The organism is Leptospira koniambonensis (genome assembly GCF_004769555.1).
GTDB classification, from domain to species: domain Bacteria; phylum Spirochaetota; class Leptospiria; order Leptospirales; family Leptospiraceae; genus Leptospira_B; species Leptospira_B koniambonensis.
This window is the reverse complement of sequence record NZ_RQFY01000007.1, coordinates 308309-334919: the sequence shown is the minus strand read 5'-3', so window position 1 is coordinate 334919 and position 26611 is coordinate 308309. Positions and strand designations below refer to the sequence as shown.

31 protein-coding genes are annotated in these 26611 nt (G+C 39.4%); 14 read left to right on the top strand and 17 right to left on the bottom strand.

The features are described 5' to 3' along the window. The first annotated feature begins 5 nt into the window (after window positions 1-5). Complete coding sequence (locus tag EHQ52_RS16985; RefSeq protein ID WP_135616358.1) at window positions 6-1001, top strand: HD domain-containing phosphohydrolase; 996 nt, start codon at window positions 6-8, stop codon at window positions 999-1001. A 3-nt stretch (window positions 1002-1004) separates the two neighbouring features. Here EHQ52_RS16985 and EHQ52_RS16980 read toward each other — a convergent pair whose 3' ends face one another. From EHQ52_RS16980 to efp, 4 genes are all read right to left on the bottom strand, one after another. Then, on the bottom strand, window positions 1005-1688 hold the full coding sequence (locus EHQ52_RS16980; RefSeq protein ID WP_135616357.1) for an SDR family NAD(P)-dependent oxidoreductase: 684 nt from the start codon (window positions 1686-1688) through the stop codon (window positions 1005-1007). A 4-nt stretch (window positions 1689-1692) separates the two neighbouring features. Next, complete coding sequence (gene mtnB / locus EHQ52_RS16975) at window positions 1693-2328, bottom strand: methylthioribulose 1-phosphate dehydratase (protein ID WP_135616356.1); 636 nt, start codon at window positions 2326-2328, stop codon at window positions 1693-1695. Window positions 2329-2331: 3 nt separating this feature from the next. Beyond that, the gene (locus EHQ52_RS16970) at window positions 2332-2865 is read right to left on the bottom strand and encodes a 1,2-dihydroxy-3-keto-5-methylthiopentene dioxygenase (RefSeq protein WP_135616355.1); all 534 of its coding nucleotides are present in this window, start codon (window positions 2863-2865) and stop codon (window positions 2332-2334) included. Window positions 2866-2959: 94 nt separating this feature from the next. After that, the gene (gene efp, locus EHQ52_RS16965; RefSeq protein ID WP_135616354.1) at window positions 2960-3526 is read right to left on the bottom strand and encodes an elongation factor P; all 567 of its coding nucleotides are present in this window, start codon (window positions 3524-3526) and stop codon (window positions 2960-2962) included. A gap of 178 nt (window positions 3527-3704) precedes the next feature. On the opposite strand from efp, the gene EHQ52_RS16960 reads away from it, so the two are divergent. From EHQ52_RS16960 to EHQ52_RS16935, 6 genes are all read left to right on the top strand, one after another. Beyond that, window positions 3705-4613, top strand: coding sequence for a phosphate ABC transporter substrate-binding protein (locus EHQ52_RS16960; RefSeq protein WP_135616353.1), 909 nt, complete (start codon window positions 3705-3707; stop codon window positions 4611-4613). Between the two features lie 66 nt (window positions 4614-4679). Next, on the top strand, window positions 4680-5000 hold the full coding sequence (locus EHQ52_RS16955; RefSeq protein ID WP_135616352.1) for a hypothetical protein: 321 nt from the start codon (window positions 4680-4682) through the stop codon (window positions 4998-5000). A gap of 353 nt (window positions 5001-5353) precedes the next feature. Further along, window positions 5354-6463, top strand: a complete 1110-nt coding sequence (locus EHQ52_RS16950; RefSeq protein ID WP_135616351.1) for a KamA family radical SAM protein — start codon at window positions 5354-5356, stop codon at window positions 6461-6463. Then, the gene (locus EHQ52_RS16945) at window positions 6447-6995 is read left to right on the top strand and encodes a hypothetical protein (protein ID WP_135616350.1); all 549 of its coding nucleotides are present in this window, start codon (window positions 6447-6449) and stop codon (window positions 6993-6995) included. The genes EHQ52_RS16950 and EHQ52_RS16945 overlap by 17 nt, the downstream gene beginning before the upstream one ends. A gap of 78 nt (window positions 6996-7073) precedes the next feature. Beyond that, window positions 7074-7280, top strand: a complete 207-nt coding sequence (locus EHQ52_RS16940; RefSeq protein WP_008589214.1) for a hypothetical protein — start codon at window positions 7074-7076, stop codon at window positions 7278-7280. A 45-nt stretch (window positions 7281-7325) separates the two neighbouring features. Next, complete coding sequence (locus EHQ52_RS16935; RefSeq protein ID WP_135616349.1) at window positions 7326-8081, top strand: hypothetical protein; 756 nt, start codon at window positions 7326-7328, stop codon at window positions 8079-8081. A 33-nt stretch (window positions 8082-8114) separates the two neighbouring features. Here the strand turns inward: EHQ52_RS16935 and EHQ52_RS16930 are convergent, their stop codons facing one another. Next, window positions 8115-9698, bottom strand: a complete 1584-nt coding sequence (locus EHQ52_RS16930; RefSeq protein ID WP_135616348.1) for a phytoene desaturase family protein — start codon at window positions 9696-9698, stop codon at window positions 8115-8117. Between the two features lie 85 nt (window positions 9699-9783). On the opposite strand from EHQ52_RS16930, the gene EHQ52_RS16925 reads away from it, so the two are divergent. Continuing rightward, window positions 9784-10404, top strand: coding sequence for a TetR/AcrR family transcriptional regulator (locus EHQ52_RS16925; protein WP_135616347.1), 621 nt, complete (start codon window positions 9784-9786; stop codon window positions 10402-10404). Window positions 10405-10471: 67 nt separating this feature from the next. On the opposite strand, the gene EHQ52_RS16920 is transcribed toward EHQ52_RS16925, so the two are convergent. From EHQ52_RS16920 to EHQ52_RS16890, 7 genes are all read right to left on the bottom strand, one after another. After that, a complete protein-coding gene (locus EHQ52_RS16920) occupies window positions 10472-11506 on the bottom strand; it encodes an SAM-dependent methyltransferase (RefSeq protein WP_135616346.1) in 1035 nt (344 codons plus the stop codon). A gap of 31 nt (window positions 11507-11537) precedes the next feature. Then, window positions 11538-12329 (bottom strand): DUF1295 domain-containing protein, encoded by a 792-nt coding sequence (locus EHQ52_RS16915; RefSeq protein WP_135616345.1) that lies wholly within the window; start codon window positions 12327-12329, stop codon window positions 11538-11540. Between the two features lie 23 nt (window positions 12330-12352). Then, window positions 12353-12835, bottom strand: coding sequence for a DUF2062 domain-containing protein (locus EHQ52_RS16910; protein WP_135616344.1), 483 nt, complete (start codon window positions 12833-12835; stop codon window positions 12353-12355). Further along, on the bottom strand, window positions 12832-14127 hold the full coding sequence (locus EHQ52_RS16905) for an SAM-dependent methyltransferase (protein WP_135616343.1): 1296 nt from the start codon (window positions 14125-14127) through the stop codon (window positions 12832-12834). The genes EHQ52_RS16910 and EHQ52_RS16905 overlap by 4 nt, the downstream gene beginning before the upstream one ends. After that, entirely contained in the window at window positions 14114-14896 is a 783-nt protein-coding gene (locus tag EHQ52_RS16900) for a DUF1365 domain-containing protein (protein ID WP_135616342.1), read from the bottom strand. Before EHQ52_RS16900 ends, EHQ52_RS16905 begins: the two co-directional genes overlap by 14 nt. Next, window positions 14887-16206, bottom strand: coding sequence for an NAD(P)/FAD-dependent oxidoreductase (locus EHQ52_RS16895; RefSeq protein WP_135616341.1), 1320 nt, complete (start codon window positions 16204-16206; stop codon window positions 14887-14889). Before EHQ52_RS16895 ends, EHQ52_RS16900 begins: the two co-directional genes overlap by 10 nt. A 152-nt stretch (window positions 16207-16358) precedes the next feature. Further along, the gene (locus EHQ52_RS16890) at window positions 16359-16802 is read right to left on the bottom strand and encodes a YqaA family protein (RefSeq protein ID WP_135616340.1); all 444 of its coding nucleotides are present in this window, start codon (window positions 16800-16802) and stop codon (window positions 16359-16361) included. A 113-nt stretch (window positions 16803-16915) separates the two neighbouring features. Between EHQ52_RS16890 and EHQ52_RS16885 the strand changes: the two genes are divergently transcribed. The 3 genes from EHQ52_RS16885 (at window position 16916) to EHQ52_RS16875 (ending at window position 19931) form a co-directional block, all read left to right on the top strand. Then, complete coding sequence (locus EHQ52_RS16885; protein WP_135616339.1) at window positions 16916-17689, top strand: hypothetical protein; 774 nt, start codon at window positions 16916-16918, stop codon at window positions 17687-17689. A gap of 109 nt (window positions 17690-17798) precedes the next feature. After that, complete coding sequence (locus EHQ52_RS16880) at window positions 17799-19055, top strand: HAMP domain-containing protein (protein ID WP_135616338.1); 1257 nt, start codon at window positions 17799-17801, stop codon at window positions 19053-19055. 183 nt (window positions 19056-19238) lie between these two features. After that, the gene (locus EHQ52_RS16875) at window positions 19239-19931 is read left to right on the top strand and encodes a hypothetical protein (RefSeq protein WP_135616337.1); all 693 of its coding nucleotides are present in this window, start codon (window positions 19239-19241) and stop codon (window positions 19929-19931) included. A gap of 4 nt (window positions 19932-19935) precedes the next feature. Here EHQ52_RS16875 and pyrF read toward each other — a convergent pair whose 3' ends face one another. The 4 genes from pyrF to speD all read right to left on the bottom strand — a co-directional run bounded on the left by pyrF (window position 19936) and on the right by speD (window position 22964). Then, window positions 19936-20745: an orotidine-5'-phosphate decarboxylase gene (gene pyrF / locus EHQ52_RS16870; RefSeq protein ID WP_135616336.1), complete on the bottom strand. Its 810-nt coding sequence runs from the start codon at window positions 20743-20745 to the stop codon at window positions 19936-19938. Continuing rightward, window positions 20745-21587, bottom strand: coding sequence for a polyamine aminopropyltransferase (gene speE, locus EHQ52_RS16865; RefSeq protein ID WP_100707357.1), 843 nt, complete (start codon window positions 21585-21587; stop codon window positions 20745-20747). The genes pyrF and speE overlap by 1 nt, the downstream gene beginning before the upstream one ends. A gap of 9 nt (window positions 21588-21596) precedes the next feature. Further along, complete coding sequence (locus tag EHQ52_RS16860) at window positions 21597-22463, bottom strand: S-adenosylmethionine decarboxylase (protein WP_008588737.1); 867 nt, start codon at window positions 22461-22463, stop codon at window positions 21597-21599. A 114-nt stretch (window positions 22464-22577) separates the two neighbouring features. After that, window positions 22578-22964, bottom strand: a complete 387-nt coding sequence (speD, locus tag EHQ52_RS16855) for an adenosylmethionine decarboxylase (protein WP_008596834.1) — start codon at window positions 22962-22964, stop codon at window positions 22578-22580. Window positions 22965-23266: 302 nt separating this feature from the next. Here speD and EHQ52_RS16850 point away from each other — a divergent pair, with 302 nt between their 5' ends. After that, window positions 23267-23605: a hypothetical protein gene (locus EHQ52_RS16850; protein ID WP_244244939.1), complete on the top strand. Its 339-nt coding sequence runs from the start codon at window positions 23267-23269 to the stop codon at window positions 23603-23605. Between the two features lie 56 nt (window positions 23606-23661). On the opposite strand, the gene EHQ52_RS16845 is transcribed toward EHQ52_RS16850, so the two are convergent. Continuing rightward, complete coding sequence (locus tag EHQ52_RS16845; RefSeq protein WP_135616334.1) at window positions 23662-24150, bottom strand: DUF2505 family protein; 489 nt, start codon at window positions 24148-24150, stop codon at window positions 23662-23664. Window positions 24151-24313: 163 nt separating this feature from the next. Here EHQ52_RS16845 and alr point away from each other — a divergent pair, with 163 nt between their 5' ends. Continuing rightward, window positions 24314-25447, top strand: coding sequence for an alanine racemase (gene alr / locus EHQ52_RS16840; RefSeq protein WP_135616333.1), 1134 nt, complete (start codon window positions 24314-24316; stop codon window positions 25445-25447). Between the two features lie 18 nt (window positions 25448-25465). Further along, the gene (locus EHQ52_RS16835) at window positions 25466-26605 is read left to right on the top strand and encodes a lysophospholipid acyltransferase family protein (protein ID WP_135616332.1); all 1140 of its coding nucleotides are present in this window, start codon (window positions 25466-25468) and stop codon (window positions 26603-26605) included. The last annotated feature ends 6 nt before the right edge of the window (window positions 26606-26611 follow it).

Sequence of the window (26611 nt, the reverse complement as noted above, 5' to 3'; positions counted from 1 at the left end):
ATAGAATGAGCCATCTCTTAGATTTCAGGCCTAAAATTTTAGTCGTAGATGACGAAGCGGCCAACCTACAGGTACTCAAACAAATATTACAAGAAGATTATAGACTATTCTTTGCAAAAGACGGTTTCAAAGCTTTAGAACTAGCCATCTCTGAAAAACCAAATCTTATCTTATTAGATGTGATGATACCTGGAATGACAGGACATGAAACCTGTAAAAAACTCAGGAATGAACCCTCTACTTCCAGAATACCTGTGATTTTCGTAACAGCAATGGCAGAAGAGGAAGATGAGGCAGACGGTTTCGAAGCAGGAGCTGTAGACTATATCACAAAACCTGTAAGTCCTGCGATCGTAAAGGCCAGGGTAAAAACACATCTTTCTTTAGTTAGAAATGATGAACTAAAAGAGACCAGATTACAGATCATCCAAAGATTAGGACTCGCTGCTGAATATAAAGACAACGAAACCGGTCTTCATGTAATCAGAATGAGCCATTATTCCGAAACTCTTGCAAAAGCTTTAGGTCATTCAGAAGATGTTGCAGAAAAAATCTTACACGCTTCTCCAATGCATGATATTGGCAAAATCGGGATCCCTGATAGTATATTACAAAAACCTGGTAAATTAGATCCGGAAGAGTGGGAGATCATGAAAACCCATCCTACTATAGGTGCAGAGATCATTGGTGATCATGATTCTTCCCTCTTACAAATGGCAAAAAGTATCGCCTTAAACCACCACGAAAAATGGGACGGAAGCGGTTATCCAAACGGGATCAAAGGAGATGCAATCCCGGTCGAAGCAAGAATAGTAACGATCGCAGATGTATTCGATGCACTTACTACCGAAAGACCTTATAAAAAAGCATGGAGTATAGAAGACGCAGTCAATCATATTAGAAAAGGTGCTGGATCTCATTTTGATCCAGGGCTTGTCCCGGTATTTTTGAATTTGATGCCTGAACTTTTAGAGATCAGAGAACGCTGGGCAGAAACCTAAAAATTATAATACACCTTTAGGCGGAAGAAAAAGTATCTCATCCTGATTGAAACTTGCAGGAAGAGAATATAAACTTTCTAAAAAGATAGCGGCGTCCGATGCAGGGATCATATCTTCTCTTTTGAAACCTTCCCTCCCATCCCAAATCGGAGTGTCTATCGCTCCAGCGTAAACTGTAGTCACTCTTATCCCGCGACTTTTTACTTCTTCCCGGATCGCTTTTGCAAAACCAGCCAGACCATGTTTAGAAGCACAATAAGGAGAAGATTCTGGAAATCCCTGCCTTCCTGCTGTGGAAGAAATATAACAAAGTAGAGATCCCTTTTTCATAGAAGACAAAAGTTTAGAAGTTAGTAAAATAGGTGCGCTTAAGTTTAGAGTAAGATGTTTTTGCAGATCTTCCCATTCTAGATCTTCTATTTTCAAGAATAGACCATCTCCGGAAGCAAAATAGATTGCATGGATCTCTTTCCAGAATTGCAAAAGTGAAGATGTAAATTTAAGGATCTGGTTTTGGTCGCCCAAATCGCAGAGATAATTTAATCCTCTTTCTAAATTTCCCTCTAAAGGAACTCCACGTCTGGAGATCCCGATCGGAAAATATCCAGGGTTTGTATTCAGTTTTTCTAATAAAGATTTGCCGATCCCGGATCCGGCCCCTACTACCAGGATGTTTTTGGATCCCATGTTCTTACTTGGACATTGCCCGCACTTTTAGCAAAAAATCCGCAGCTTCCAGATGTCGATTTGCCTGGATCAGATCCTTTCCCCAAACAGTGATCCCATGTTTTTCTATAACACAAAATGGAACTCTGGGTTTTGCCTGGGTAAGATGTTGTTCCAAATGATCTGAGATATCCTGCACTTTCGGATAATTATATAAAACAGGAACGGAAACATTAGGATTCTCATCCCAGATACCGAATGCTTTTATGATCTCTAAAGGAAGAAGAGGGAGATCTTCGATCGGATTCTCTTTGGAAACTCCTATCTCGATCAAATTGGATTCTGGAGTATGAACATGAAGAGAACATCCCATTTCAGGAAATGCTTTATAAACTGCTCTGTGGATAGAAGTTTCGGCAGAAGGTTTTAGACCTTCTCTGCCTTTCCAACCTTCTAATACTTTTCCGGATCCTATTTCTACAGGAAGAAAATCTTTTCGAGTCAGTTTGTTCTTATCCAAACCGCTTCCACTTACCCAGAATACGTTAGGATTTTTTTCGTCCTTGATAGAAAGATTGCCCGCAGTTCCAGGCATCCATCCTTTAGAATGATATAGAACTCCCGACTCCGCAAGGCGGGTCAGGATTTTTTTTTGGGACATTTTTTAAACTAGAGCCGTAGTTTCTTCTACGTAATTAGGGACCCAGCCGCTCATGTCTTGGAAATAACGGACTGCTTTGATCCTTTTGTTTTCGTCTAGAGTGAACCAGTGGTTTGTATTTTTAGGAACGGAGATGAAATCATCCTTCTCCACTTTTACTAAAAACTTTTCGCCCGCAAGTGCGAATCCAAAAATCCCGGAACCATCTACTATATAACGAACTTCGTCGTCAGTATGATAATGAACTTTATCAAATTTGGCCAACATCTCATTTAAGCCAGGAACTTGTGGATGAAGAACGATCAAGTCTCTAGATTGATAACCTTCTTTTTCTTTTAAGGTCTCGAAACGATTGTCCAAATTTTTGAGAAGAGCTTCTTTCTCATCATCTACAAGAGTTAATTTATCAGTAAGAGGATTAGATGCACTTGGAACTGGCCAATGATCGTATTCAATCCCTCTTTTATTTAGGAAAGATTTAACTTCAGTATTGTCTTTGATTTCCGGTAGTCCCGGTTTTTGGATAATAGTCGCCATTTGCGTCCTCCTTTAGGTGGTGTCCCTTTTTTAGCCCGCACCCTCAAGCGGTAGTTGGCGGCCCCTTTTATTTATAAGGCCGCTTTATAAAACCTTATTTATTTACCCTTTCTACGTAGGTAAGATCTCTCAAGTCGATCCGTACAGAATCTCCTTGTTTGATAAAAATTGGCACGTTGATCTCTCCGCCTGTTTCTACAGTTACTCTTTTAAGTGCAGTTCCGGAGGTATCACCTTTGAGACCTTCTTCTGCATAAGTTACTTGCAGGATCGCAAAGTTCGGAGGAGTCACTCCAATCGGTTTACCTTCGTAAAAGGAAACTTCCATAGCGGTTTCTTCTTTTAAGAATGGAAGGATGTCCTCTAAATATTCTTTAGAAACTGGAAGTTGTTCGAAATCATTTGTGTCCATGAAGATGATATCATCACCCTCGGAGTAACAGATGGTCATCTGTCTCTTTTCTAATTCTACGGATTCTAATTTTTCCGCAGCCTTGAAGGTCCTTTCGATGGAGCTACTACGGACCAGGCTCTTTAATTTTGTGCGAATAAAGGCAGAACCTTTTCCTGGATTCACGAATTCACTTTTTACAACGGAATAAAGTTCTCCTTCTACCTTGAGAACCATTCCTTTTCTAACTTCAGTAATGCCTAAGTTCATAAACAACCTATATAAAAAATACGCTACTTCTATATCCTTGCAGGAAGGCCGGGTGTCAAGCGATGTACTCTGGCTCCCTCGTTAATTGTAATATTTCAGGGCCAAAATCCGTTCGACTTTTCCCCTTACAAGAGGAGAATCCCCTTTTGGAAAAGATTTCCGGAGAACCACAGACTCGATGAAACAAAAATTAACGCTCTTACTCCTACTGTTTACCGTGCTAACGGTTGCCAATTGCAAAAAAGAACCCTTACTGATCACAGGCTCCGAAACTATGCATACGTTACTGAATGTGGTAGCGGCTGGATACGCTAAGAAGAATTCGAATATAGAAGTGATCGTCCAAGGAGGAGGTTCCTTCGAAGGGATCGAAAAATTATTCGATGCCAAGACAGATATAGCTGCTTCTTCCAGACCATTAACTCCGGAAGAACAAACCCAATTCGAAAGAAAGGGAAGATTTGAGAATGTACTTATCGGCTATGATGGTATTGCAGTAGTAGTGAATCCTGCTAACTCTGTTTCTAAACTTACCTTGGAACAAATCTCCAAAATATTCTCCGGAGAGGTAAAAGATTGGTCTCAGGTTGGCGGAAAACCTGGACCGATCCATGTGGTTCTAAGAAATGATAAGAGTGGAACTGCCGCTTATTTCGAAACTCATATCTTAAGACAAAGAGACTTGGGAGAAAAAGAATACCAGGCCTCTAAAAAGAAAGAATTCACGAGCGATTCCAAGGTGGTTGCGGATAACGATGAGATGGCAGATCTGATCGAGAAAGACACTGCCGCCGTTGGTTTTATGGGAATGGGAAGCGCACAAATCCAGAACAAAGGAAAAGTGAAAGCTGTCCCTTATTCCAAAACTGGAAAGGATCCATTTGTTGAGCCTAACATCCAAAATGTCTCCGAAAGAAAATACAAACTCTCTAGAGGATTGTACCTATTTTATCTCTCCGATAGAGGTAAAAAAATTGATGAGTTCATTACTTATATCACTTCGGAAGAAGGGCAAACTATGGTCCTGAAAAGTGGCTATTTAAGAAGTACTTTAAGTACTGTAGAAGTAGAAGCAATCAAACCATAAATTCCGATTTTCTCTCCGAAAAAAGGTTGCGAAAGCCGTTTTGTTTAAGTCTAATTTTAGATAGATATGAAGCGGCTTTGGCTTTTACCTCTGGTCTTATTCATGGTAATCGCCCTCTTCAGTGAGGTCGTGGCCAGAGATTATAGTACAGCTAAAAGTTATTCCTTCCAAAAAAAATCCAGAACACAATCCTTTAGAGATGGTGATGACCAAGGACTTCCTTCCTTGTTCTCCGCGAGTGCAGACGATGCTGTCCTCGGATTATTCACTAAATTCTCTCAGTCAGCTTCCGGATTAAAGAGCAGTCTTCTTCCGAATGACTCAGGCCGCAATTTTTACTTTCACACCCTAGCATATCGTTATCTTTTCCTTCCCCCTCCGGTCTGACCGGTTTTCATTCTGTAAGTCCTCGGGAAGACTTTTCCCCGTAAAAAGCATGAATGCGGTTTCGGGCAAAAATTCCGCTTCGGCAAAAACAGAAAACGGGAAATCTTGCTCATCCTTCTCCTAAGTCTCCAACTTTAACTGATGGGCATTCTCCTCGAGGTTATATAAGAATCTGGACCGAAAGGTCCAGATTCTTGAAGTCCGGAATGCAACCTATAAATAAAAATTAAGTTTCAGAACGGACTATAAACAAACGACTCGAAAGGAAACCTAGGTTTGGTTTCCTTCTTTTTTATACGGATACTCGGTTGACTGGAATTGTAGGCATGAGAATCCATCAGTAAGAGGGCTTCTTGGAACTCGTTTCATCACATCCAAAACAAAAGAAAGTTTCCGAATCGGAATGGTTGGATTGGAAATGGCAGATCCAAAATCGGATCAAAGATGGATCCGAACTGGAAAATTATATCCGGATCAGTTCTGAAGAAAAAGAAGCATTACTCGCCTGCTCAGAAGTGTTCAGCTTCTCCGCTACTCCTTATTACCTGAATCTAGCAGATCCGGAAGATCCAAACTGCCCTATTCGACTCCAAGTTTTACCAAGAAAAGAAGAACTACATACAAGAGCCTGGGACAGAAGAGATCCATTGGCAGAAGAAACATACATGCCAGTCAAAGGAGTGACTCATCGTTACCCTGATAGAGCTCTTTGGTATCTATCTCATGTATGCGCAGTCTATTGTAGATTCTGTACCAGAAAAAGAAAGGTATCTCAATCCGCCGGAACTCCAGGTGCAGAAGATTGGCAAGACGCAATCCGTTATTTTAGAGAACATACGGAGATCAAAGAAGTGATCCTCTCAGGAGGAGATCCTTTAAATCTTTCTGATTCCAAACTGGATTACCTTCTAGGCGAATTAAAATCTATTCCACATATCAATCAGGTTCGTATTCATACAAGATACCCTGTTACACTTCCTATGAGAATTACGTCGGAGCTTTGTCAGGTCCTGAAAAAACATTTCCCGATCTATCTGGTCACACATTTCAATCATTCCAAAGAGCTGACTGAGCTGGTCAAAGAAAGGATCGGCATGCTTGTGAAAGAAGGTGCAGTTACTGTTCTAAACCAGGCTGTACTTTTGAAAGGGATCAATAATTCTGTAGGAGCTTTGACAGATTTATTCTACGGACTGACCAAAATCGGGATCAAACCGTATTATCTGCACCAATGCGACGAGGTATTCGGATCTTCTCATTTTAGGGTCCCAATAGAAGAAGGTGTGGAACTCATGAAACAGATCCGAGGAAGTATCAGCGGACTAAGCGTTCCATTATATGTAGTGGATCTGACAGGCGGCGGAGGAAAGGTACCTCTACCTGCGAACTATCTGGAAGAAACCAAAACTTCTTCTTATGTATTCCGAAATTATAAAGGAGATCTGTATGAGATCGGTTTTTAGAATTCTCATTCTACTCATATTCGCGCTTGTCCTCTCAACATGTAAAAGCCACCAGGAGAATCCGACCTCGGTCGTAGCTGAAAATCCGTCGGCACTTCGACTCAATTACGACGTAGTATATTATACAGGCGGACATTCTGTTTTACTCAACTCCGGAAGATTATTCGCCAGGGGCCTTTTCTACGAATGTAAAGTATCCGACACGAATTCCAATTTTGAAAGTTTCCGAGCTTCCTCTTACACTGAGGATAATTCGAACGATTTCAGACAATTGGTATCCGAAACAGACCAGTCAAAATTCAATTCCAGACAATTCCAATATTTCCCAATGGGGGAAAATTCCAGAGCTACAGTATTCTCAGGCTGCGCCAAAGGATCGGGAGCTGAAAAATGTTACGTCCGTTGGGAATGGCAAAAAGAAGCGTTCATATTCGTATTCGAAACCCAATTAGAAAACAAAAAGGGATTGGGCACTGCGGAATTAGGAAAAGAATTCCATGAATTCGTAAGCCGGGGAATAAAAGCGTTTTAAGAGCGTATTTTCTTGACCGATTTTGATCCGGAAAGTATGTTATCCGGCGGGGAGAAGAGATCCCGGGGATAAGATAAAATGTGGTTAAAATTGGGGGATACCGAGGTCATTAATCTAGACTATATCTCCTCCATCAAAAAGAATATGGCGGCAAACTCCATAGAGATTACCTACCATGACTTCAACCACGTAAAATCGCTGCCCTTCGGAGATCCTGAAGATAGAGATCGGGCCTACAAAGCCATTTTGGAAAATCTTTCCAGGATGCGTTTGTTTTTCGAATAATAATATCTTCTAATAATCCTAGAGTAGAGACCAAAGCAATCAGCCATGGAACGAATTAAAGAAAATCTATCCAGCGTCTCCTCCCTAAAACCTTTCGAACTTATATTTTTCGGTTCCAGACAAAGAGGAGAAGGAGACGAATCCTCCGACTTCAACTTTCTAGTACTCGCGGATCCTTCCGATCAACTCAAAGGAAATTTTATCCGAGAGATCAATAAGGCTATGGAACCGCTCCAAAGCCAGGGGCAAGTAAACTTACTCGCAGCAGACTGGGATGGATTCCGTACCAGGATGAGAAGTTACGACCCAGGAGCCATCCATATCTGCGAATTGGGCGAGCCTTATTTCGGATCAGAGTACTTTCCAGTCATCAAAGAAGAATGGGACAAACTTAAATCAGAGCCGATCGACGGAAATATCGCAGGCAAATATTTAAGAAAACGTTATAGATTTTATAAAGGAATCGTTCCTCGCAATACTAAGGAAGATGTGGTCCGGATGGAAAGACTTCTGACAGTCTATCTCCAAAACTGGATGTTCCGACATATCGAAGATCTTGGGATCGCAGAGATCGTAAACTCAGACATCCCTTCCAGGATCGGGCCGATGTTCCGAGCGCTTTATTCAAAAGAAGCAAAGGGAAACACTTTAGAGCTACTATCGCTATATGAAGAAGTTCTAAAATTAAAAAAGGAACTACGTTCTCCAGAGTCCCCTTTCTCCGCAGAAAGATTCAACCAACTCAAAGAAACTCTCCGCTTCGAAGAAAAAGAGATCCGAATTTTAAAACTAAATTATTAAGTTTTAGAACGGGATCTCTCTCATTAGAATTTTCTAATTTCTTAATTCTCTCAGTAAATTTGCGTTTCCAGTTACAGCAAGAGCAGCAGCCAAGCCACCCATCATCGCACCAGCAATTCCTGGAGAAGCAGCGTCCGCGCCTGTTAAATACAGACCCTCGACTGGAGTTCTAACATCAAACCAAGGACATTTTTCCTTTTTGTATCTTTCAGGTACGCAAGCCAAACCATAGATTGCACCATCAGGATGAGAAGTAAAATGTTCATTTGTGATCGGAGTAGAAAGTTCTGCAAATTCAACCAATTTAGTAAGACCAGGAAATCTGGACTCTAGTGTGGTCAGGATCCGATTGATAATCCTCTCCTTAAAGTCTTTATACTCTTCCCCCCTTTTTTTCCAAGGTTCGTCTTTCCATTCTGCAAAATTAGAATAATCTGTGAATGTGATCACATCCATTGTATGAGATTTAGCTTCCGGGTTTTTTAGACTTGGAAATGAAAGATATAGATTCGGTATCTCATCACTTTCAGAAAGCCAATCATTCCTTTCGGAAAAATTCTTATCATGATCAGGAGAAGCGAAAATCCAATAGTTCTCTCCGCTAAACCCGAATTTTGCAGGACTTTCTGAAAGACCAAGATAGAGACAAATGCTTGTGGTCATTTTTTCTCTATTATAAAAATCTTTTAGATCTTTTCTGAAAGAAATCGGATAAGAATCCGGGATCAATTTTGTATAAGTAGGATAAGCTCCTGCACACGAGATCACCACCGGAGCAAAAAAGTCACGCTCATGACCTTCTCCCCTCAATGCTTTTGCTTTAACTCCTATAACTTTTCCTTCCTTGATCAGGATTTCTTTTGCTTCTACAGAAGATAGAACTGCACCGCCATTTTCTTGCAAGATAGGTTCTATCGTATCGAAAATTTTACCAGCGCCTCCGACTGGATAATAGCCCCCGTTAATATAATGCTGCACGAGTGTAGCATGCATCGCAAAAGCAACTTTAGAAGGTGGAAGTCCATAGTCTCCCCACTGCGCTGCTAAAATTCCCTTTAAGTCTTCGCTCTTGAAATTTTTATCGAAATAATCCTTAAGGGTTACTACATTCCCTTCTCCCAGTATGTTGATAAGGGAATCTAAAGGAGGAGGAGAAAGTCTCATCATGATCGCTTTCCCAAAAAGGACCGAAATTTTTCTAATATCCTTTAAATATCTTTCGATCGCTTCCTCTTCTTCAGGGAATTGGCTGATCAAATCTGATCTGAACTTTTCTGGATCTCCATAAATATCAAAATTTCGCGTAGGAAAAACCAAACGTTCAAAAGGGTCTTTCATTCTTTTCCAAGCGAGTTGCCCACGAGTGATCTTATCAGAGATCTTCTTACAAAGCCCGCCTTCATGCATATCGCCTACATAGTGAATTCCAACATCCCAATGGTACTTTCCCTGTTTTCTTTGGAATTCGTGAGTAAATCCGCCCGGCTGAAAATGTTTTTCCAAAACCAAAACCTTTTTACCAGCAGACTGGGCCAAAAGACTTGCTGTGGTTAGGCTTCCCATTCCGGAACCTATAAATATAATATCGAATTCGTTTCCTACTTGATCAATATTCATTGACAAAACCTCTTATTCGCATTCAATGTGAACACTGAACACATTCAGTTTTATAATTTCACCCTTTAATGTAATACATGTCAACATGAAAAATTCCCAAGAAAAAAATTCATACCACCACGGAGACCTAAAAAGAGCCTTACTGGACGCCTCCATAAAGATCTTAAAAGAAGAAGGTTATAAGGCCCTAAGTCTCAGAAAAGCCGCAACACTGGCCGGTGTCAGCCAATCTGCTCCTTATAGACATTATCCAGATTTAGAATCCTTATACGCAGACATTGCAGAAGAAGGATTTAAGATCTTAGCAGAAAGACAGAAAAGATTAAGAGCGAAATACAAAAAGAGGCCTTTACTTTTGTTCAGAGAATCAGGAGTTTCTTATGTAGAATTCGCATTAGAAAATCCTGATCTATTTCGTATCATGTATGGAAATCAGATCGAAAGCCATTTAAAATACGATTCTCTCATCAAAACAGAAGACGAAACTTTTCTGATCATAGTAGATATCATCAAAGACTGTCAAAAAGCAGGATTGATCCCGGAGGGAAATGCAGAAAAAGCTGCTACCTCTGCTTGGACAATGGCTCATGGAGTTGCAGTATTATTATCCGGCCAGCAAATGATGTTTCGATCTATCGAGATCAAACAGGCAAGAAAGATCACTAAGGATTTAATTCAGTTCTTATACACTGGATTAAAAGCATAATTCAAAGATTCACAGCAGCACACGCGTCCTACAGCCTTAGTTGTTAGAAAAAGCCTGGGTTTATATCTCATTGTCTTTTATCGAAAAGATAATGAGATACGATCCATTCTTCTCCGTTTTTGTATTTCCAAAGTTCTGCACAGGCCATGAAGAAAGTTTTCCAATAAACAAACCATTTTACTGCTTGTTCCTTTCCGTAGGTCTCTTCTAAAATTTCGAGAACTTCTTTTCTATTCTTATACATATTAGAAAGCCAAGCTTCGGAAGTAAGAGCGTAATTATTGCCATTTACAACCCATTGGTTGGAGATCTGAAAATCTTTCTGGAAATATAAAAACAGATCATGAGAAGGCATCTGCCCTCCCGTAAAAAAGTATTTCGCCATCCAATCGGTATCATCCACGACTTCGAATGGATAAGCGAATTTTTTATGTGTGAATATATGTATGAAAAATTTTCCTTTAGGTTTTAGAAAGGTAGCCAATTTTTGGAATAGAACCTCATAGTTTTTCATATGCTCTAACATTTCTATAGAAATGATACGATCAAACTTCAGACTAGTCTTAAACACATTCATATCTGCAGTGAGGATATTCAGGTTTTTTAATCCTCTTTTCTTAGCTTCTGAATCTATGAATTTCTTTTGGCTTTTGGAGTTGGAAACTCCTGTCACTTTGCATTTCGGATACTTCTCCGCTACATATAGAGAAAGAGATCCCCAGCCACAGCCCAGGTCCAAAACGTTCATCCCATTTTCAAGCTCTGCTCTTTTACAGGTCAGATCCAGCATCATCCTTTCAGATTCGTCTATTCCAATATCAGGAGAAGTCCAGTAACCTGAACTATACTTCATATACTTTCCCATCACCAATTTAAAAAAGGAAGAAGGGACTTCGTAGTGCTGCTCATTTGCAGCCTTGGTATCGATTGCAATAGGAGATTGTTTTAAAAAATTTACGTATTGGATCAGATGTTCCTGATTTTTTTCCAGGCTCCCCCTATCTTCCGTACGAAGCCTAAGACGTAAGAGTTGACGAATTCGAAATCGGATCAGCCAATCCGGGAAAACATCTTTTTCCATTAGGGTATAGATCAGGCTCATAGTAAGTTTTCCTATATTCTAAATTTTGGATCTACTTTCTGGGAAACCAAGGGAAGAATGCACTGGTCCTGGATTTGTATTCCAGGTATAAATTCCCTTTGGATTTTAATTGTCCAATCTCATTCAATGGAATGCCTGTGATCTTAGTTAAAAGAATAAACATGACTAAAGGAGAAATAAGACCTATCCATCCCCAAGGAGAAGCAAGAGAAACTAATCCAAAAGAGACCCAGATGATCCATTCAAAGAAATAATTTGGATGCCTGCTGTATTTCCAAAGTCCAGCATCACATACCTTTCCTTTATTCGCAGGATCTAATTTGAATTCTGCCAATTGAAAATCTGCTACTGATTCTCCCCAAAGCCCAATTACAAAAATGCAAAGGCCGATCACTTCCAATGGATGAGTTTGGATAGAAGGATTTAAAGCTGGAAGAAGAAAAGGAAGGCTTAATATCGTTCCAAGAATTCCTTGGAATTGAAATACATTAATGAAAAACTTTCGATCGACCTGATCTCCATAGTCCTTTCTAAATTCAGTGTATCTTGCATCTTCATGACCAGTCAGAACTCTTGTAGTAAATATAAAATAGGAAAGTCTCCAGCCCCATACCGTTGCCATAAATGCGAAAATCGCTTTGCGGACGGAAAAAGCATCACCTAATATAAAATATACGATTGCGACTGTGGAGATACAAAGTCCCCATCCCACGTCTACGATCGAATAGTTTTTGATCAGCTTTCCAATCAGCCAAAGTAGACTCATCAAAAAGAATACAACCACCCAGGCGCTGAACATTAAGGACACGGCTTTTTCGTACATTAGAATGCTCCGATAAATAGGATTTATTTACGAACAATTTGGTTAGCTTTTTTGACCAGGATCACTAGTAGAAAATAAGAGATCCCCGCAGGAATTGGTACCATACAAGTCCAACCGAGAACCGCATATCCTGCAGAATGAGAAAGACCTTCCCAAACCTGAGATGTATCCCCTTCAACAAGTTTATAAGCCCAAGTCAGATCCAATTCCTTACCTGATAAATAAGCTCCTAATCTCAAAAAAGGGATAATTAGAAAAACTTGAAATGGATACATCGCATAATTTGCAATTTGAATAGAAACTGGGTTCAATCTCAAAACAAAACCTAAGAATGCGCATAATGCCATAGTAGTCCCAATCAAAGGGAAAATACCTATTGCTCCACCAATTGCCAAAGATAATGCGATCTTTTCTGGGCTAGTTCCGGTTTTTAATTCTTCCAGGATCCTTACTTTAGCTTTGGCTAAAAAAGAAAGTTTCGATTCTTGGTTTTCTAATTTTGTCACTGAGAATTCAATCCGAGATTATTCGGTCTAGTATATACTACCTGCACCACGCTGATATTTCTCATATGGAAGGCTGCGGCGCAATACGAAAAATAATATCTCCACTTGCGTAAGAAAGATTCATCATAGCCCATACTAGCAATGGAAGAAAGATTTTCTTCGAATCCCTTATGCCAAGACATGAGAGTTCGATCGTAATATTTACCTATATCTTCTAATTCATGAAGGAACATATCACCTGTCTTATTAATCGCCTCGTTGATCCGAGCCATAGAAGGCAAAAGTGATCCAGGGAAAATATGTTTTTGGATAAAATCCACTCCCTTTCTAAATGATTCATATCTAGAATCTGGGCAGGTGATGATTTGATGGGCCATGAGTCCGTCTTTTTTTAAGACCCTATGACACATTGCAAAAAAATCCTCGAAATACTCATGACCTACTGCTTCTAACATTTCTACAGTTACAATCTTATCGTAAGAGCCCTGCACTTTTCTGTAATCTTCCAGTCGGACTTCTATCTTATCTTCTAAGCCCATATTAGAGATCTTTGCTTTTGCAAATTTATATTGTTCTTCCGAGATTGTGTAAGAAGTTACTCTGCATCCATAATTTTTAGCAGCATACGTAGATAACGCACCCCAACCTGTTCCGATTTCCAAAAGATGATCGGAAGATTTAAGCTGCAATTTTTTGCATAAATTTTCTATTTTAGCAATTTGCGCTTCTTCTAAAGATTTTACCTGGTCTGCAAAATAAGCGCAGGAATAGGTCATTGTAGGATCTAAGAACTTCTTATAAAAATCATTTCCTAGATCGTAATGTTTTGAAATATTTTTCTTACTTCCTCGGATGGAATTATTTCTGAACAAATGTAGAAGTCTATTTCCTAAGTTCATCAATGTAAGATGAATAAAATTTTTATCCGACCCACTAACAGAAGGTGTACTTTCTATATTTAATAAAAACCAGCAAATGATCGCGCGAATATCATCCGTATCCCAGTCTCCGTCCATATAAGACTCTGCAAGCCCAAGATCTCCGTACAATACTAACTTTTTGAAAAACTTTCTGTCTTTCACTTGTAAGATTGCATGATGAAACTCTGGAGGATCTGAAGAATTAGGATTCCCTAAATATCTTTGCCCACCATCAGGGAAAAGAATTCTTAGTGAACCTCTTTGCATTCCTGACAAAGCAGAAAAGAAAATCCTTTCATAAAAACCTAAAGTCCCTATTTCGGAACTAGCACTTTCCAACGGTTCTACTTTAACAATATTATCGCCTTCCAAGGTGCAATCCTCTTTGTTTATCTAACCCTTCGCTCTTTCGAATGAAGGGAAGTTTTTTTAGGTAAAGAAGAAAGGCCTGCCAATGAATTAGCCCGATCACTCTCAAAGTTACAAAAGGATATTTTACAAACATCCAGATCAGATTTAGATCGGTAAGATCCGAAACCTTTCCTGTATAAGTTGTCACCATGACCCTTTCTCCATTTTCGAAAGCGTCTATCCTTAAGTTTATCCTTCCGTTTTGGGGAGGATTTAAATAAAATTCGAACTCTGAGTCCAAGCGGACGAACGGAGAAACATAAAAGAACTTCCCTTCTTTCTTTTTAAATCCTTTTTGATCAAAGGACCCTTTTCCAAGGAAGAATAACTTCATTTCTCCGAATGTATTCCCAACCTCAGCAACGGCGCATATTGGATTTCCATCCTTACCCTCGGCAAAATAGAATGATACCGGGTTAAAGACGTAGCCGAATACTCTAAGGTTGGTGATTAGCGTTACCTTTTCTACCTTCTCTTTGACTCCTTCTTGTTTTAAGTACTCTAAAAAATTTTCTTTTATACCTTCTTTTCCGAAGTTTAAATGGTCCTTATCCTTGAAAGAAAATACACGAAACTTATTATTTCCAAGCATCCATAAACGATCGTTTACTATATCAAGTTCGTCCAGGTCCAATTGAAATGTAAAAATCCCGTAATTGAACCGATTCGGTTTAGGGATCTTACGATCATGCATGACCCGAGCTTCGACTATCTTGGAATTTAGTTCCATACCTTCCTTCCCAGTAAGGTCTCTGATAATTCTCTCGCGGACCAGAAAGCATCCTCATGGAATCCATATCTAAAATAACTGCCGCAGAAATAGATAGGTCCCTTTTGATTCAGTTCTGATAATCTGCCCTGGGCTTTTAAAGAACCAACGTGAAAAAGAGGATGTTCGTATTCTATCCTTTTCAAGATTTTTTTAGGGTCCACGAGCCCTGGATCTCCTATAGAAAGAAAATAATCCTTCTTCTTTGACACTCCCTGTAAACAATTCATCCAATAAATCGTATGAGGTTTGATCTTACCTTGGATCTGATCCATTCTATAATTCCAAGAAGACCAAGTGGATTTTGTATTCGGCATTACGGAATCATCCGTATGTAAAGTTGCAATATTTTCTTGATAAGCAAACTGAGATAATAATTCTTTCTGTAAAGATGTAGGCTTTTTCAAAATAGATAAAGAACTGTCTGCATGGCAGGCAAGTATAACCTTATCGAATATCTCAGACCTCTTACCTTTGAATATAAGTTTGGCTTTTCCAGTTGGAGTAGATTCGACACCTAATACTGGTGAGTTAATATGAAATCGATCTTTATTGGATGAGAGTAATCTTTTTACATATTCGATAGAACCGCCATCCACTGTATACCACTGGTGTTGAGTATTCAGTCCTAAGAATCCATGATTCAAGAAGAATCGAACCAAGGAGTATGCGGGGAATTCCAACATCAGATCTTCAGGGGTTGACCAAACCGCGGAACTCATAGGAACCAAATAGTATGTCAAAAGATCAGGATGATATCCTTCTTCTGTTATATACCGATGCAGAGAATACTCTTTATATTTAGGGTCTTGTAATATCTTAGGAGATTCATCGTTAAAACGATTGATATTCAAGAGCAAACGTAAAAAGCGAAAATTGAATATATTCTTTCTTTGAGCAAATAGACCACTCAAGCCTGAACCACAAAATTCCAGATTATCCGGAACATGCTGCACACTAAAAGACATACTGGTCTTCTTTGTAGGCACATTTAATTCTTCAAAAAAGCGTTTTAGGTTGGGATAAGTTACATGATTGAATACTATAAATCCTGTATCTATCGGGATCTTTTTACCCTCTTCCGGTACGAATACTGTGTTTGTATGACCTCCAACATAATCTGCTTTTTCAAAAACAGTAATATCATAATGGTCCCTTAGAAAATAAGAGCAACCCATTCCAGCAATACCAGAACCTACGATTGCAAGTTTTTCCTTTTTTCTGTTAGATACCTTTTGGGACTTCTTCTTGGGTGGAGAATTCTTTTTCAAAAACTTCCTGCTTTTGTATTATTGGAGTTCCCTCTTGAAGATAAGTCTTAAGAAGGCTTTTTTATAGACTTAGTTAATACCTTTAGGGTTTGGAAAAAATTTTCCAAGGCTCGGCCATTAAAAGAGATTTCGGGTTTTTAGTAAAAACAAATTTAGAATCCGTAAGCAAGCGCAAGATATCTTAAGATCCTGAGAGAGAATACTATCAAAGCAAAGATCCAAAACTTCTGACGGAAAAATCCGGAGAGAACTGTGATTGGATCTCCTATAAATGGAAGAAAAGAAAATCCTAAAACCCAGTATCCCCATCTGGACATTCTTTCTGCCCAGCCAGAATAAGTTTTAGATTCAGAGATCCTTGCTTCTATCTTTTTCCCAAACCAATAACCTAAAGAATAATTAAAAGCACAGGCTGCGCAATTGCCTATCGAAGCCCAGAACACTGCCTCTCTTGGAGAAAGTCCGGACCAGATCGCTCCCATAAGTGCCGCCTCGGAACTGAATGGAAGTAAGGTGGCGGCCGCGAAAGAAATCAGGGTCAACCCAGGGCCAGTATATGCTTGTAGGAGTTCCGACAAAAATTTTGAATATTCCAACTGTAGTCTCCAGCCTTAGATTTTTTTCAGTGTAAATCCGATTTCAAATGACCCATTCATGGCTTAGATCGGATATGTAAAGTAAGACTATATTGACAAAAGAGCGCCTAACCTTGAGAAGAACAATATCCCAATTTGTAATCTGTATATTTTCCCTCCTTCCTTCTACTTTATTTGCAGAACCTTTTACCCTAATTGGAGAAGGGACACAAATTTCCCCCTTTACAGCAAAGATAAGCGTCGGAGCAGGACAGGCAGAATACCAATATGGCCTTTCTGGTAGATCAGAAACTATTAGAGAAAGTTTCGAATACAATCCCAAAAACTTAGGTTTCGAAGTCGGAGTGAATAGAAGCGGATATTTTATCCCAAAAGACCGCTCTAGTGAAATAGCTTCTGCAATGATACTTTCTGCTCCATCTTTCGAAAACTTTGGTTATTATTTTGCAGCGGCCTCAGCAATCGATAAGGTTGCATTTTCAAAAACATTTTTAGATTTAGGACCTACACTTCATTTCCGTCCTGGATCTAAACTTGATCCATACATCGGAGCAGGATTTGGTATCGCAGACATAGGCGCAAAACAATCCACATTAAGAGCATATGCTAAACTGGGTGTCAGAATGAATTTCGAACGTAGCTTTTTATTTTTCGAATTGGAAGGCGCTTCTATCAATCGCAAATTCCAAGGTGAAACGTACATATATGGAGAAGGTTCCGGGATTTTCGGATTCGGCTATTATTTCGGGTCTGCTTCCTCTTCCGACAATAAGGAAACTTCTATAATAAAACAGAAAGAAGAAGAGCCTAAACAGGAAGAGACCAAAAAAGAAGAAATTACTCCTTCTAAACCGGAAGAAGATAAACCTACTGAAGAGAATCGTTAAGATCAATTTAGAACCCTTCTTATTTTTTATGGAGAAATAACGTAATTTTTCGTTTTACCTGGGCAAAGTCCTAAAAACAATCGAAGCAAGCGGTATTAGCCTGCTTCGTATGGACATCTTCCAGTTTTCCTACCATTCTATCGGTTATATTTCAGGGACCATTTTTACCGTTTTCTTAATTGCTTCTTTACTCAAATTAAAAAGCAAAACGAAACATGCTTGGATCCTGATATCTTACTTGTCGTTTGTACTATTTTTGAATTTCGGATTTCTAATCAGGACTTCTATATTCCTACCTTCTCTATCTAAACCTGCTTGTTTCCTGATCGCGCTATATACTTCTTTTTCGAATCTGGTGCTTTTATATTTTATATATTCTTTTTTTGGAATAGATCGTAAAAAAGAATCTAAAATTACATTACTAACTCTATTCTCCGCAGGAATGTTCGGGTTTCTATTCTATGTATTAAAGAATATTAACTCTGAAGTCTCTTTTAATTTTAGTATTCAAATGTTCGAATTTCAGGAACCGGCATCTACGGCTCCTATGGGCTCCATTCATTTTCTAACATTTATTTGGATCTTGATCGTTATACTCAGGCAAAATATCAATATAAGAAAAGAACTAACCCTTGAGCTAGATCCAGACCTAAGAACAGAGAAAAAAAGAGAGCTAAGGATGTCCCGTAACTTCGGATTGGCAATCTTACTTCATGCACTATTCTCTCTCACTTATACTTTTTACGGATGGGGTTATCTATCTTTTTCTAATTTTCAACTCATACTAACTTCAGTAACAAGCTTGCAGCTATTCTTATATACAGTTCTGTATTTGAACTATTTTCCGGAACCTTCTTCTTTTATGATCAAGATACTGGGAGTTTCATTAGCAACTGTGTTGATCCTTCTTTGTGTGGTTGCTCGGATTAGTTTTGTGCTGATCGAAAGTCATTACGATGAAACAAGAAGAGCAGAAATAGAGAACCTAAGAGAAAATCTGAAATTAGGCAAAGATCATATTCTTCCTAAAGATGTATTATATCTAATATCCAGTTCAGATCAAAGTAATACTTCTCGTCCCAATTCTTCAGATGGGAACGAGTTAGAGCCTATTTCTAAAAGAATGTACAGAACACTTTCTCTTCCGGAAAACAAGCCCGTATATATTATCTGGTATACATTCAATTCAGATGAAAGGATCTATGAAATAGGTTATCCGTATGAATCCTATAGCAAGATGATCCATTCAATAGTTTCCGTCATTGCTTTGATCTTAATTTCTTCTTCTATCTTTTTGATCCTTTTACTCCCCTATTTGATCCGTAAGGGACTAAGAGATTTGCAAACCGATCAAAAAAATTTTTAATTCTTATTCTTTAGAATTTTCCAAACAAGAAGGAACCGTTATCCGCATATAGTCGGTCTACTTCTCGTATAATATGAATTCACAATAAGTAATTCCGGCTATATAAATAATTTTTCCCAGGGAACTGATCAGTAATCCAAAAGGATCATATCCGTTTAATATATATTAGGCGGTGACGATCAAATGAAACGTTTACTTTTAGGAATTGCGATCTGTATTCCTACAATGCAGATCATGGCAAAGGACACTTCTAAAGATGTAAGTCAAAATACATCTTGGGTACTGAAGTTAGGAGCGGGAAGAGGAGAAGTCCGAAACGAAAATTTCGATTATGGAACTAGTTCCGCATATCGAATTTCTGCGGAATATAATCCAAGTTATTTCGGTTTGGAATTAGGAGCTACAAACGCGAACTATTCCATCAAGAAAATGGAAGAGTGGAACAAAAATATCGCTTTGATCTTTTCGGAGGGGCAGCCCATTCCTTATTTTCAATATCTCAACTTTGGCAAGGCAACGGATAAGGGTGAATTCGTTAAGATGAACTTCTTAGACATAGGACCCACATTCCATTTCCGTCCTGGTAAAACATTGGATCCTTATGTTTCGATCGGTGTAGGGATAGGAAGTTCGGATGCTAAATCCTATCGCAGTTTTGGAAGATTGGGCTTGAGAACTAATTTCGAAAGAGCGTTTTTATTTTTAGAGGCGGAAGCTTCTAATATTCATAGATATATTTCCGGAACGGATCTAGCCTACCAAGATTATAGCGCTTGGTTCGGCATAGGTTCTTATCTGGGAACGATCGAATCTAAAGAAGAATCTCCGAGGGACAGCGCAAGATCGGATAAATTGGAAGCATTCGCTTTCCGATAGGAACTTAAGCCAGCAGCTTTCTCATTTGCTCCGTAATGGAAGCTGCTGCTTTTCCTGCTTTTTCCGCAAAATCAGTACCGGAGGAAGAAAATATAATACTTCTGGAAGAATTGACCAAGGAATTTTTTCCACAAACGGAAATCACTTCTTCTAAAGAAGCTCCTTGTGCTCCATAACCAGGGATCAGAAAGATTCGATCCGGATGAGCTTTACGAATTTCTAATAATTCTTTTGGATGAGTGGCTCCTACTACAAGACCCACATTTTTAGCCGGGAATTTTTCGCTCAGAGCCGCAACTTCTCTGTATAAGGTCCTACCTGTTTCGGAGAATGTTTTCTGTTGGAGTTCCGCGGAATCAGGGTTCGAGGTCAGACAAAGTAGGAACACCATTCTGGAATCATCTTCTATAAACGGCTTAATAGTATCCGATCCCATATATGGAGAAAGAGTAAGTGAATCCACTCCTAATTCTTTAAAGAAAAACTTAGCATACTGTCTTGCAGTATTATCTAAGTCTCCGCGTTTTGCATCTGCAACGATCGGGATCTCAGGATGATTTGTTTTGATATGAGAGATCAGTTTTTCGAACTGTTCAATTCCTTTGGAACCAAATGCTTCGAAGAATGCAATATTAGGCTTATAAGCGACTGCATATTCTGCGGTAGCGTCTACAATCTCTTTGGAGAATACGTATAGCTTGTCTGGAAACTTTTCTAAGGAAGGAGGAAGTTTGGTGATATCAGGATCGATTCCAACGCAAAGAAGGGAGTTTAACTTCTCCCTTCTTTTTACGAATTTGGAATAGAAATCCATTATTTTCTTACGATGTACTCTTGCGCAAAAGGAGGAAGAGTAAACGCAGCCTTATGGATCTCGGCAGAGTAATATTTTAATCCTTTCGGAACTCTTTTAGGATCCGGCTCTACTTTATAAGGATCTGGTCCTTTAGAGCAGTAAGTGAACCCTATAATTCCAGAAGGATAAGTAGGAACCACTGTAAAATAATATCCGCAGTGATTGAATACCTCAGGAATGAATTGGAATAATTCCTTAATTACTTTTCCGTGATAGTAAAAACTTTCTGCCTGAGTTGTACAGATCCCACCTTGTTTCAAGGAAGCAGCCATTGTCTCATAGAAAGGTCTTTTGAATAAAACTTCTGCAGGGCCAACAGGATCAGAAGAGTCAACGCAGATCACGTCGAAATATTCTTTATAATCCTGAACGTATTTTGCTCCGTCTTCGTATGCATGTTTGACCCTTGGGTCTTTCATCGCATTTGCGATCTCAGGGAAATACTCGTAACAAACGTCTACAACTCCCTTGTCTATCTCGCAAAGATGTACTTCTTTTACGGAAGGGTGTTTCAGGATCTCACGAACGGTTCCTCCGTCCCCACCACCGATCACTAAAACCTTTTCAGGATTCGGATGGCTCATCATAGGAACGTGAGCGATCATTTCATGATAAGCGAACTCATCTGCCTCGGTCATCATGACCACTCCGTCTAGAGTGAACATTCTGCCGAAACTTTGAGATTCGAATACGTCTATTTTTTGGAAAGGAGTCTTACGAGAATGTAAGAACTCCTTCACTCTAATCTTGAGAGCCCTTCCGTTAGGTAACTCGAGGGTCTCGTCCAGCCAAAGTTCCAATATGACCTCTTAGAAGCGGTTTGTTACTGTAAGACGCATAGCAGCGCCTTTGAAAAATTTGCGAGTAAACTCAGCCGCAACTTTAGGATCGTATCCTTTACAAGAAAAGATATCGATATAAGAAGTATTGGTATCGTTTGCGAAGTGAGCAGAGATACAAGAAGTCTCGATCAACTGCACCATGGAATATCCAGCTACACGATCGTCTTCTCCGAAGTAAACTACTTGGGTTTCACCGAAACGTTTCATTTCGATCAAATCACAAAGTTCTACAACGTATTGTTTAATTGCATCTGCATCACGGATAAGAGCTGCATCGCAGTTTTCCAAGTCGATAGAGGTTAGAAGTCCCCAAGCTCCGTCTTTGAAAGGTTCATATACTTTCAATTCAGGATCAGATTCGATCTTGGACTGGATATAAGTAGGGAAACTTCCATTGAAACGTTTACGGACAATTTCAGCCTCTTCATTGCGAGCCCATGCGAGTTCAGGATTTTTCATCGCAGGATGATAAGTGATCTCTTGGCCAGCTTCGATATCACGAAGTGCAACCAGAGTAATATCTCCCTGAAAACCGCAGTTTGCATCCGCAGATTGGCGGATATAATGAACGGAATCAATTCCGTCATCATGCAAAGGAGAAACCAGATAGAAATCCTTATGGACTCTATGAGGAGAAGAAAGTCCGGAAAGTCCAGCGAGCTCATTCTTATGAACTGCTTTTCCTCCCCAAACTGCGACAACTTCTCCGGCAGAGATAGTTTCCTTAGTAAAAAGGAAAGCTTCGCCCTTATCGGTTGTCGCGATTTCGATACTGTTTCTTAGATAAGAAAAACGATTAACTATTTTAAGTTGGTCTTGGATCTTTAGGCTCATACTCTGATACCTCTCCTTAAAGTTTGAAAATAAGTGTAGTCGCCCTTTCCTCCCGGAGAGGGGAACTCGTCTTTATCAATTAGGGTGTTTCCGGCTCTGCCGGAGAGAAGATACTTATTTCCCAACTGGTTTGTGAGGTAGGTCTACGCCAAGTTTCAACAAACCGCGCTTCATTTCCACTACGGAGATGCTTTTTGAGCCGAAGCGTTCCTTGAGATATTCCAGAGCTGCCTGATTATCGATCAAGTCTCCGCAAGTGAAGACGTCGATAGCGCAATAACCGTATTCTGGCCAGGTATGTATGGCGAAATGGGATTCGCTCACGACAACCACACCGCTCACACCAAACGGACTAAATCTGTGAAAAACAGATTTAACTGTGGTGGCGCCGGAGAGGTCGACTGCCTTCAACATGATATCTTCTACCAATTCGTGATTGTTGATGGTCTCGTAATCACACTCATAAAATTCTGCAATTACGTGCTTTCCCAATGCGTTCATCTACTGCCTGACACCTCCGAACCGGTTTTGGTTTAGTAACCGAGCATGCGTATGACTATGTTTTTTTGTCAACTCTCTACGTAAATTTATATTTATTTTTTCTGTGCAGCTTTTTCTAAGATCGGAAGATCCTAGAAAGATATAAGATCAGAATTTTCTGACAGTAAGAGTGAAGAAATCACACAAGGAGCATCATCATCAAAAATACACGAATTCAAAAATGGGTCCTTTTGAGCTTTTTCGGGGTTTTTTGGGTTATTTTAGGTACGCTGATTTACATTAACAAAGAGAAGTTTACCTTCTTGAAAACTTCTTCTTTTGTTTTTCATTCCAAACAGGAAGCGATCTCGAGCGCAGAGAAGAATGAAAAAAAAGGAATCGTACTAATCTTAACTCCTAAGTCTTGCGGAGACTGTGGCGTAAGTACCACACTCCTAGAGGAATTAGATTCTTTAGGTTGGAGTATATTACAATTGGAAGAAGAAGATCCTGACTACGAAACCATCCTCTCCGATGATAGATTCTCAGAAATACTGCCAGCGATACAAGAATCCAAGCCTGCTTGGGGAGTCTTCAATTTGGGAGAAGAACTTTTACTAGCAAAGCCTGGACTACCGAGCAAATTGGATCTAGATTTGTAGGCACTTCTACAAAAATCTTCTAACCTTTGCGGCTTTGCGTGAACCTAAAAATTCGTTCAATCTCCCTTTTTCAGGAACTCGGAGATGGAGTTCTTGTCCTTCTCTAAAGAATGTCTATGGATCTCTTCGATGACTGTTTCGATCACAGAGCCCATTAGGAATACTCCTGAGCTTACTTTTACTTCGTAACTTCTCTCTGACTCAAGCGGGCTTAGCTCCTTGTATACGGAAAAACCCTTGATGGTGACAATTGAATCGTTTCCAGGAGGTGCAATCGTAAACTCATGGGTGTTTGTGGAGATATCGAAAACGGAATCTTCTAAAAGAGAAGGATCCGAAAGAAGTGTAGCAAGCACCTTTGGCAGGGATTCGGCTAACTTTACCTTTCTTTTTTGGTAAACTTTGTTTCCCTCTTTTCTTTCCTCCAATAATTCCACGTTTTTCAACTCTGGGAATCGATCTAGATATTTGTATCTATCTTCTCTAGCTCTGAGTAGATCTTGGAGGGGAACTGGGAAAGTTTGTACTACTTTATATTGTTTCATCCGGGGGAATCCTTAAGGATTTGTTTAGCCGTTTCCCGGGCAGTCTGTTTGTATTTCCTCACTCGGGAAACCCTTTTTTCCTTCCGGTCGAAAGGAAAAATCCGAATGACAGGCTAGCCGTAAAAGGGGCTCATGACTAGAGTTCCTACGCTAATTTCAAAGAATGAAAGACAGAACTTGGATAGAACTTTCCAGAGCAGCGATCTCAGCGAACCTGAAAAATTTTCGCGCACTTCTCTCCCCTAAAACCTTACTCACCGCAGTTATTAAATCAAACGCATACGGTCATGGACTTTTAGAAACTGCGGAGCTTGCTCATAAAGCAGGTGCAGATCTTTTCGGGGTCAATTCGTTGGAAGAAGCAAAACTTCTGCGTGGGAAGTATCCTGAGTTTAAGATCTTAATCATGGGGGAAGTTCCAGGCCTTGCAGATAGGACCGCTGAAGTTTCAGATTCGAATTTTTGGATCATTGTATCTCGCACGGAAGAAGTAAGAATTTTAACAAATTGTAAACCTTCTCCTCAGATCCATTTGAAGGTGGATACCGGAATGGCTCGTCTTGGATTTTTCGGCGCAGACTTAGAAAGAACATTTTCTGAGATCAAGTCCGAAGGTTTGAGATTAGATGGGATCGCTACCCATTTCGCAAGTACAGAGGATGTACTAGAGCAGAAATATTCCAAAGAACAGATGAAGTCTTTTTCAGAAGCGATCCTTCTCGCAGAAAAATACGGATTCAAAAATTTAGTGAAACATGCATGTGCCTCTGCTTCTACCATGTTGTTTCCGGAAGCTCATTATGACCTAGTTCGAGTAGGAATTTCTCTCTATGGTCTATGGCCGAGTTTGCAGACTCGACTTTCATTACATTTAAGCGGCAAAAAAGATTTTAATCTTTCTCCAGTTCTTTCTTGGAAGACCCGAATTGTTCATATCAAAACTGTTCCAGAAGATAGTTTTGTAGGTTATGGTTCTACCTACCAAACAAGTGCTCCTACAAGGATCGCAGTAGTGCCTGTTGGTTATTACGAAGGCCTGGATCGTAAACTTTCCAATAATGGGGTTATGCTCGTAAAAGGAAAAAGAGCAAAGATCCTGGGAAGGATCTGTATGAACATGACAATGTTGGATATCACACATATTCATGATGCTGAGATCGGAGATGTGGTTACTATTTTAGGCAAAGATAAAGAAGAAGAAATTTCTGCAGATGAACATGCAAACTGGACTTATACGATCAATTATGAAGTTACCACTCGGATCAGCGAGTCGGTCCCTAAAAAAATAGCAGAATAAAAAGAGAAGAGGAACTGGATGGATCCGATTACAGAAAAAGAAACTCCCAAACAAGTTCAGCCCGTATACACTACTAAAACATATAGTTTTTTGATCAGGATCGTATTCAAAGCGAGAGGGATACTTTTTGATGGTTTCGAAGAACATTTTCCAGCGAATAATCCTAAAAAAATTTTAGAAGCCCCCTATCCTTCTATCTTAATGGCAAATCATGTTTGGGAAGGTGATGTTCCAGCTCTTGCTGCAGTATATCCTCATATTCATCCATCTATTAAATTTGCGATCCCGGCTCGAGAAGATATATTAGGAAAAGATTTTTTAGTGAAGGAGTTCAAACCAAAAGGACTTCTGAAATTAATCTTTTTACTTATAGATAAATCAGGATTAATCCCTAAATATTTGGATTATATTGGTTGTGTTCCTATCAAAAGACCATTCAGAGATAACGCAAGAGAACTTTTGAAAAAAGGACTCTTAAGAGAAATGGTGGATCAAGAATGGGGTTATCTTTCGGACAGGATCTCAGAAGGAAGAAATCTTTTCCTTTTTCCGGAAGGAGTTTTTAACCAAGACGGATACATGGCTCAAGTGAAAAAAGGAGTCTATTTCCTCAGAAGCAAATTCAAAAATTTGAATTTTACATCCTTCACTTTGACTTATGATTATTTCTCTTCTAAAAAATCAGAACTTCATATAGGATATGGAGAACAATTCCCTATTCCGGAAGATGCAGATGCAGACCAAGTTACAGGGATCGTAAAAGAAAAATTAGGAAGTGGATATACAATCACCGCAGGAAATTTAGCTTCTTATATGGTATTAAAATGCGAAGGGAAAGCTAAAGAAAGTAAGGAAAAATTATTTTCACTTCTCACATCATTAGCGGAGAAGATTAAAAAAACCCATCCTGAAATTTATATTTCTGAAAAATTCAAAACAGAAGCGCTAAAACATGCATTCGATTCTTTTTTAGAGAAGGCCAAAAAAGGTGGGTTCCTAAAATTAGAAGGAAACGATATAGTTTTCTTGGAAAAATTATTTCAGATCCCAAAAGATCTTCATAATTTAAAGAAGAAAAATCTGGTCTTATATCATAGAAACCAACTCACGTACCATCTTCCTAAACTGGATACGGTTTGGTCCACGATGGGCGCCTGAGGAGTA

Bases quoted from the DNA above. Each gene is read 5' to 3' on its own strand.
- EHQ52_RS16985 (WP_135616358.1), top strand. From the start codon at position 6: ATGAGCCATCTCTTAGATTTCAGGCCTAAAATTTTAGTCGTAGATGAC.
- EHQ52_RS16980 (WP_135616357.1), bottom strand. From the start codon at position 1,688: ATGGGATCCAAAAACATCCTGGTAGTAGGGGCCGGATCCGGGATCGGC.
- mtnB (WP_135616356.1), bottom strand. From the start codon at position 2,328: ATGTCCCAAAAAAAAATCCTGACCCGCCTTGCGGAGTCGGGAGTTCTA.
- EHQ52_RS16970 (WP_135616355.1), bottom strand. From the start codon at position 2,865: ATGGCGACTATTATCCAAAAACCGGGACTACCGGAAATCAAAGACAAT.
- efp (WP_135616354.1), bottom strand. From the start codon at position 3,526: ATGAACTTAGGCATTACTGAAGTTAGAAAAGGAATGGTTCTCAAGGTA.
- EHQ52_RS16960 (WP_135616353.1), top strand. From the start codon at position 3,705: ATGAAACAAAAATTAACGCTCTTACTCCTACTGTTTACCGTGCTAACG.
- EHQ52_RS16955 (WP_135616352.1), top strand. From the start codon at position 4,680: ATGAAGCGGCTTTGGCTTTTACCTCTGGTCTTATTCATGGTAATCGCC.
- EHQ52_RS16945 (WP_135616350.1), top strand. From the start codon at position 6,447: ATGAGATCGGTTTTTAGAATTCTCATTCTACTCATATTCGCGCTTGTC.
- EHQ52_RS16940 (WP_008589214.1), top strand. From the start codon at position 7,074: ATGTGGTTAAAATTGGGGGATACCGAGGTCATTAATCTAGACTATATC.
- EHQ52_RS16935 (WP_135616349.1), top strand. From the start codon at position 7,326: ATGGAACGAATTAAAGAAAATCTATCCAGCGTCTCCTCCCTAAAACCT.
- EHQ52_RS16930 (WP_135616348.1), bottom strand. From the start codon at position 9,698: ATGAATATTGATCAAGTAGGAAACGAATTCGATATTATATTTATAGGT.
- EHQ52_RS16925 (WP_135616347.1), top strand. From the start codon at position 9,784: ATGAAAAATTCCCAAGAAAAAAATTCATACCACCACGGAGACCTAAAA.
- EHQ52_RS16920 (WP_135616346.1), bottom strand. From the start codon at position 11,506: ATGAGCCTGATCTATACCCTAATGGAAAAAGATGTTTTCCCGGATTGG.
- EHQ52_RS16915 (WP_135616345.1), bottom strand. From the start codon at position 12,329: ATGTACGAAAAAGCCGTGTCCTTAATGTTCAGCGCCTGGGTGGTTGTA.
- EHQ52_RS16900 (WP_135616342.1), bottom strand. From the start codon at position 14,896: ATGGAACTAAATTCCAAGATAGTCGAAGCTCGGGTCATGCATGATCGT.
- EHQ52_RS16880 (WP_135616338.1), top strand. From the start codon at position 17,799: ATGGACATCTTCCAGTTTTCCTACCATTCTATCGGTTATATTTCAGGG.
- EHQ52_RS16875 (WP_135616337.1), top strand. From the start codon at position 19,239: ATGAAACGTTTACTTTTAGGAATTGCGATCTGTATTCCTACAATGCAG.
- pyrF (WP_135616336.1), bottom strand. From the start codon at position 20,745: ATGGATTTCTATTCCAAATTCGTAAAAAGAAGGGAGAAGTTAAACTCC.
- EHQ52_RS16860 (WP_008588737.1), bottom strand. From the start codon at position 22,463: ATGAGCCTAAAGATCCAAGACCAACTTAAAATAGTTAATCGTTTTTCT.
- speD (WP_008596834.1), bottom strand. From the start codon at position 22,964: ATGAACGCATTGGGAAAGCACGTAATTGCAGAATTTTATGAGTGTGAT.
- EHQ52_RS16845 (WP_135616334.1), bottom strand. From the start codon at position 24,150: ATGAAACAATATAAAGTAGTACAAACTTTCCCAGTTCCCCTCCAAGAT.
- alr (WP_135616333.1), top strand. From the start codon at position 24,314: ATGAAAGACAGAACTTGGATAGAACTTTCCAGAGCAGCGATCTCAGCG.
- EHQ52_RS16835 (WP_135616332.1), top strand. From the start codon at position 25,466: ATGGATCCGATTACAGAAAAAGAAACTCCCAAACAAGTTCAGCCCGTA.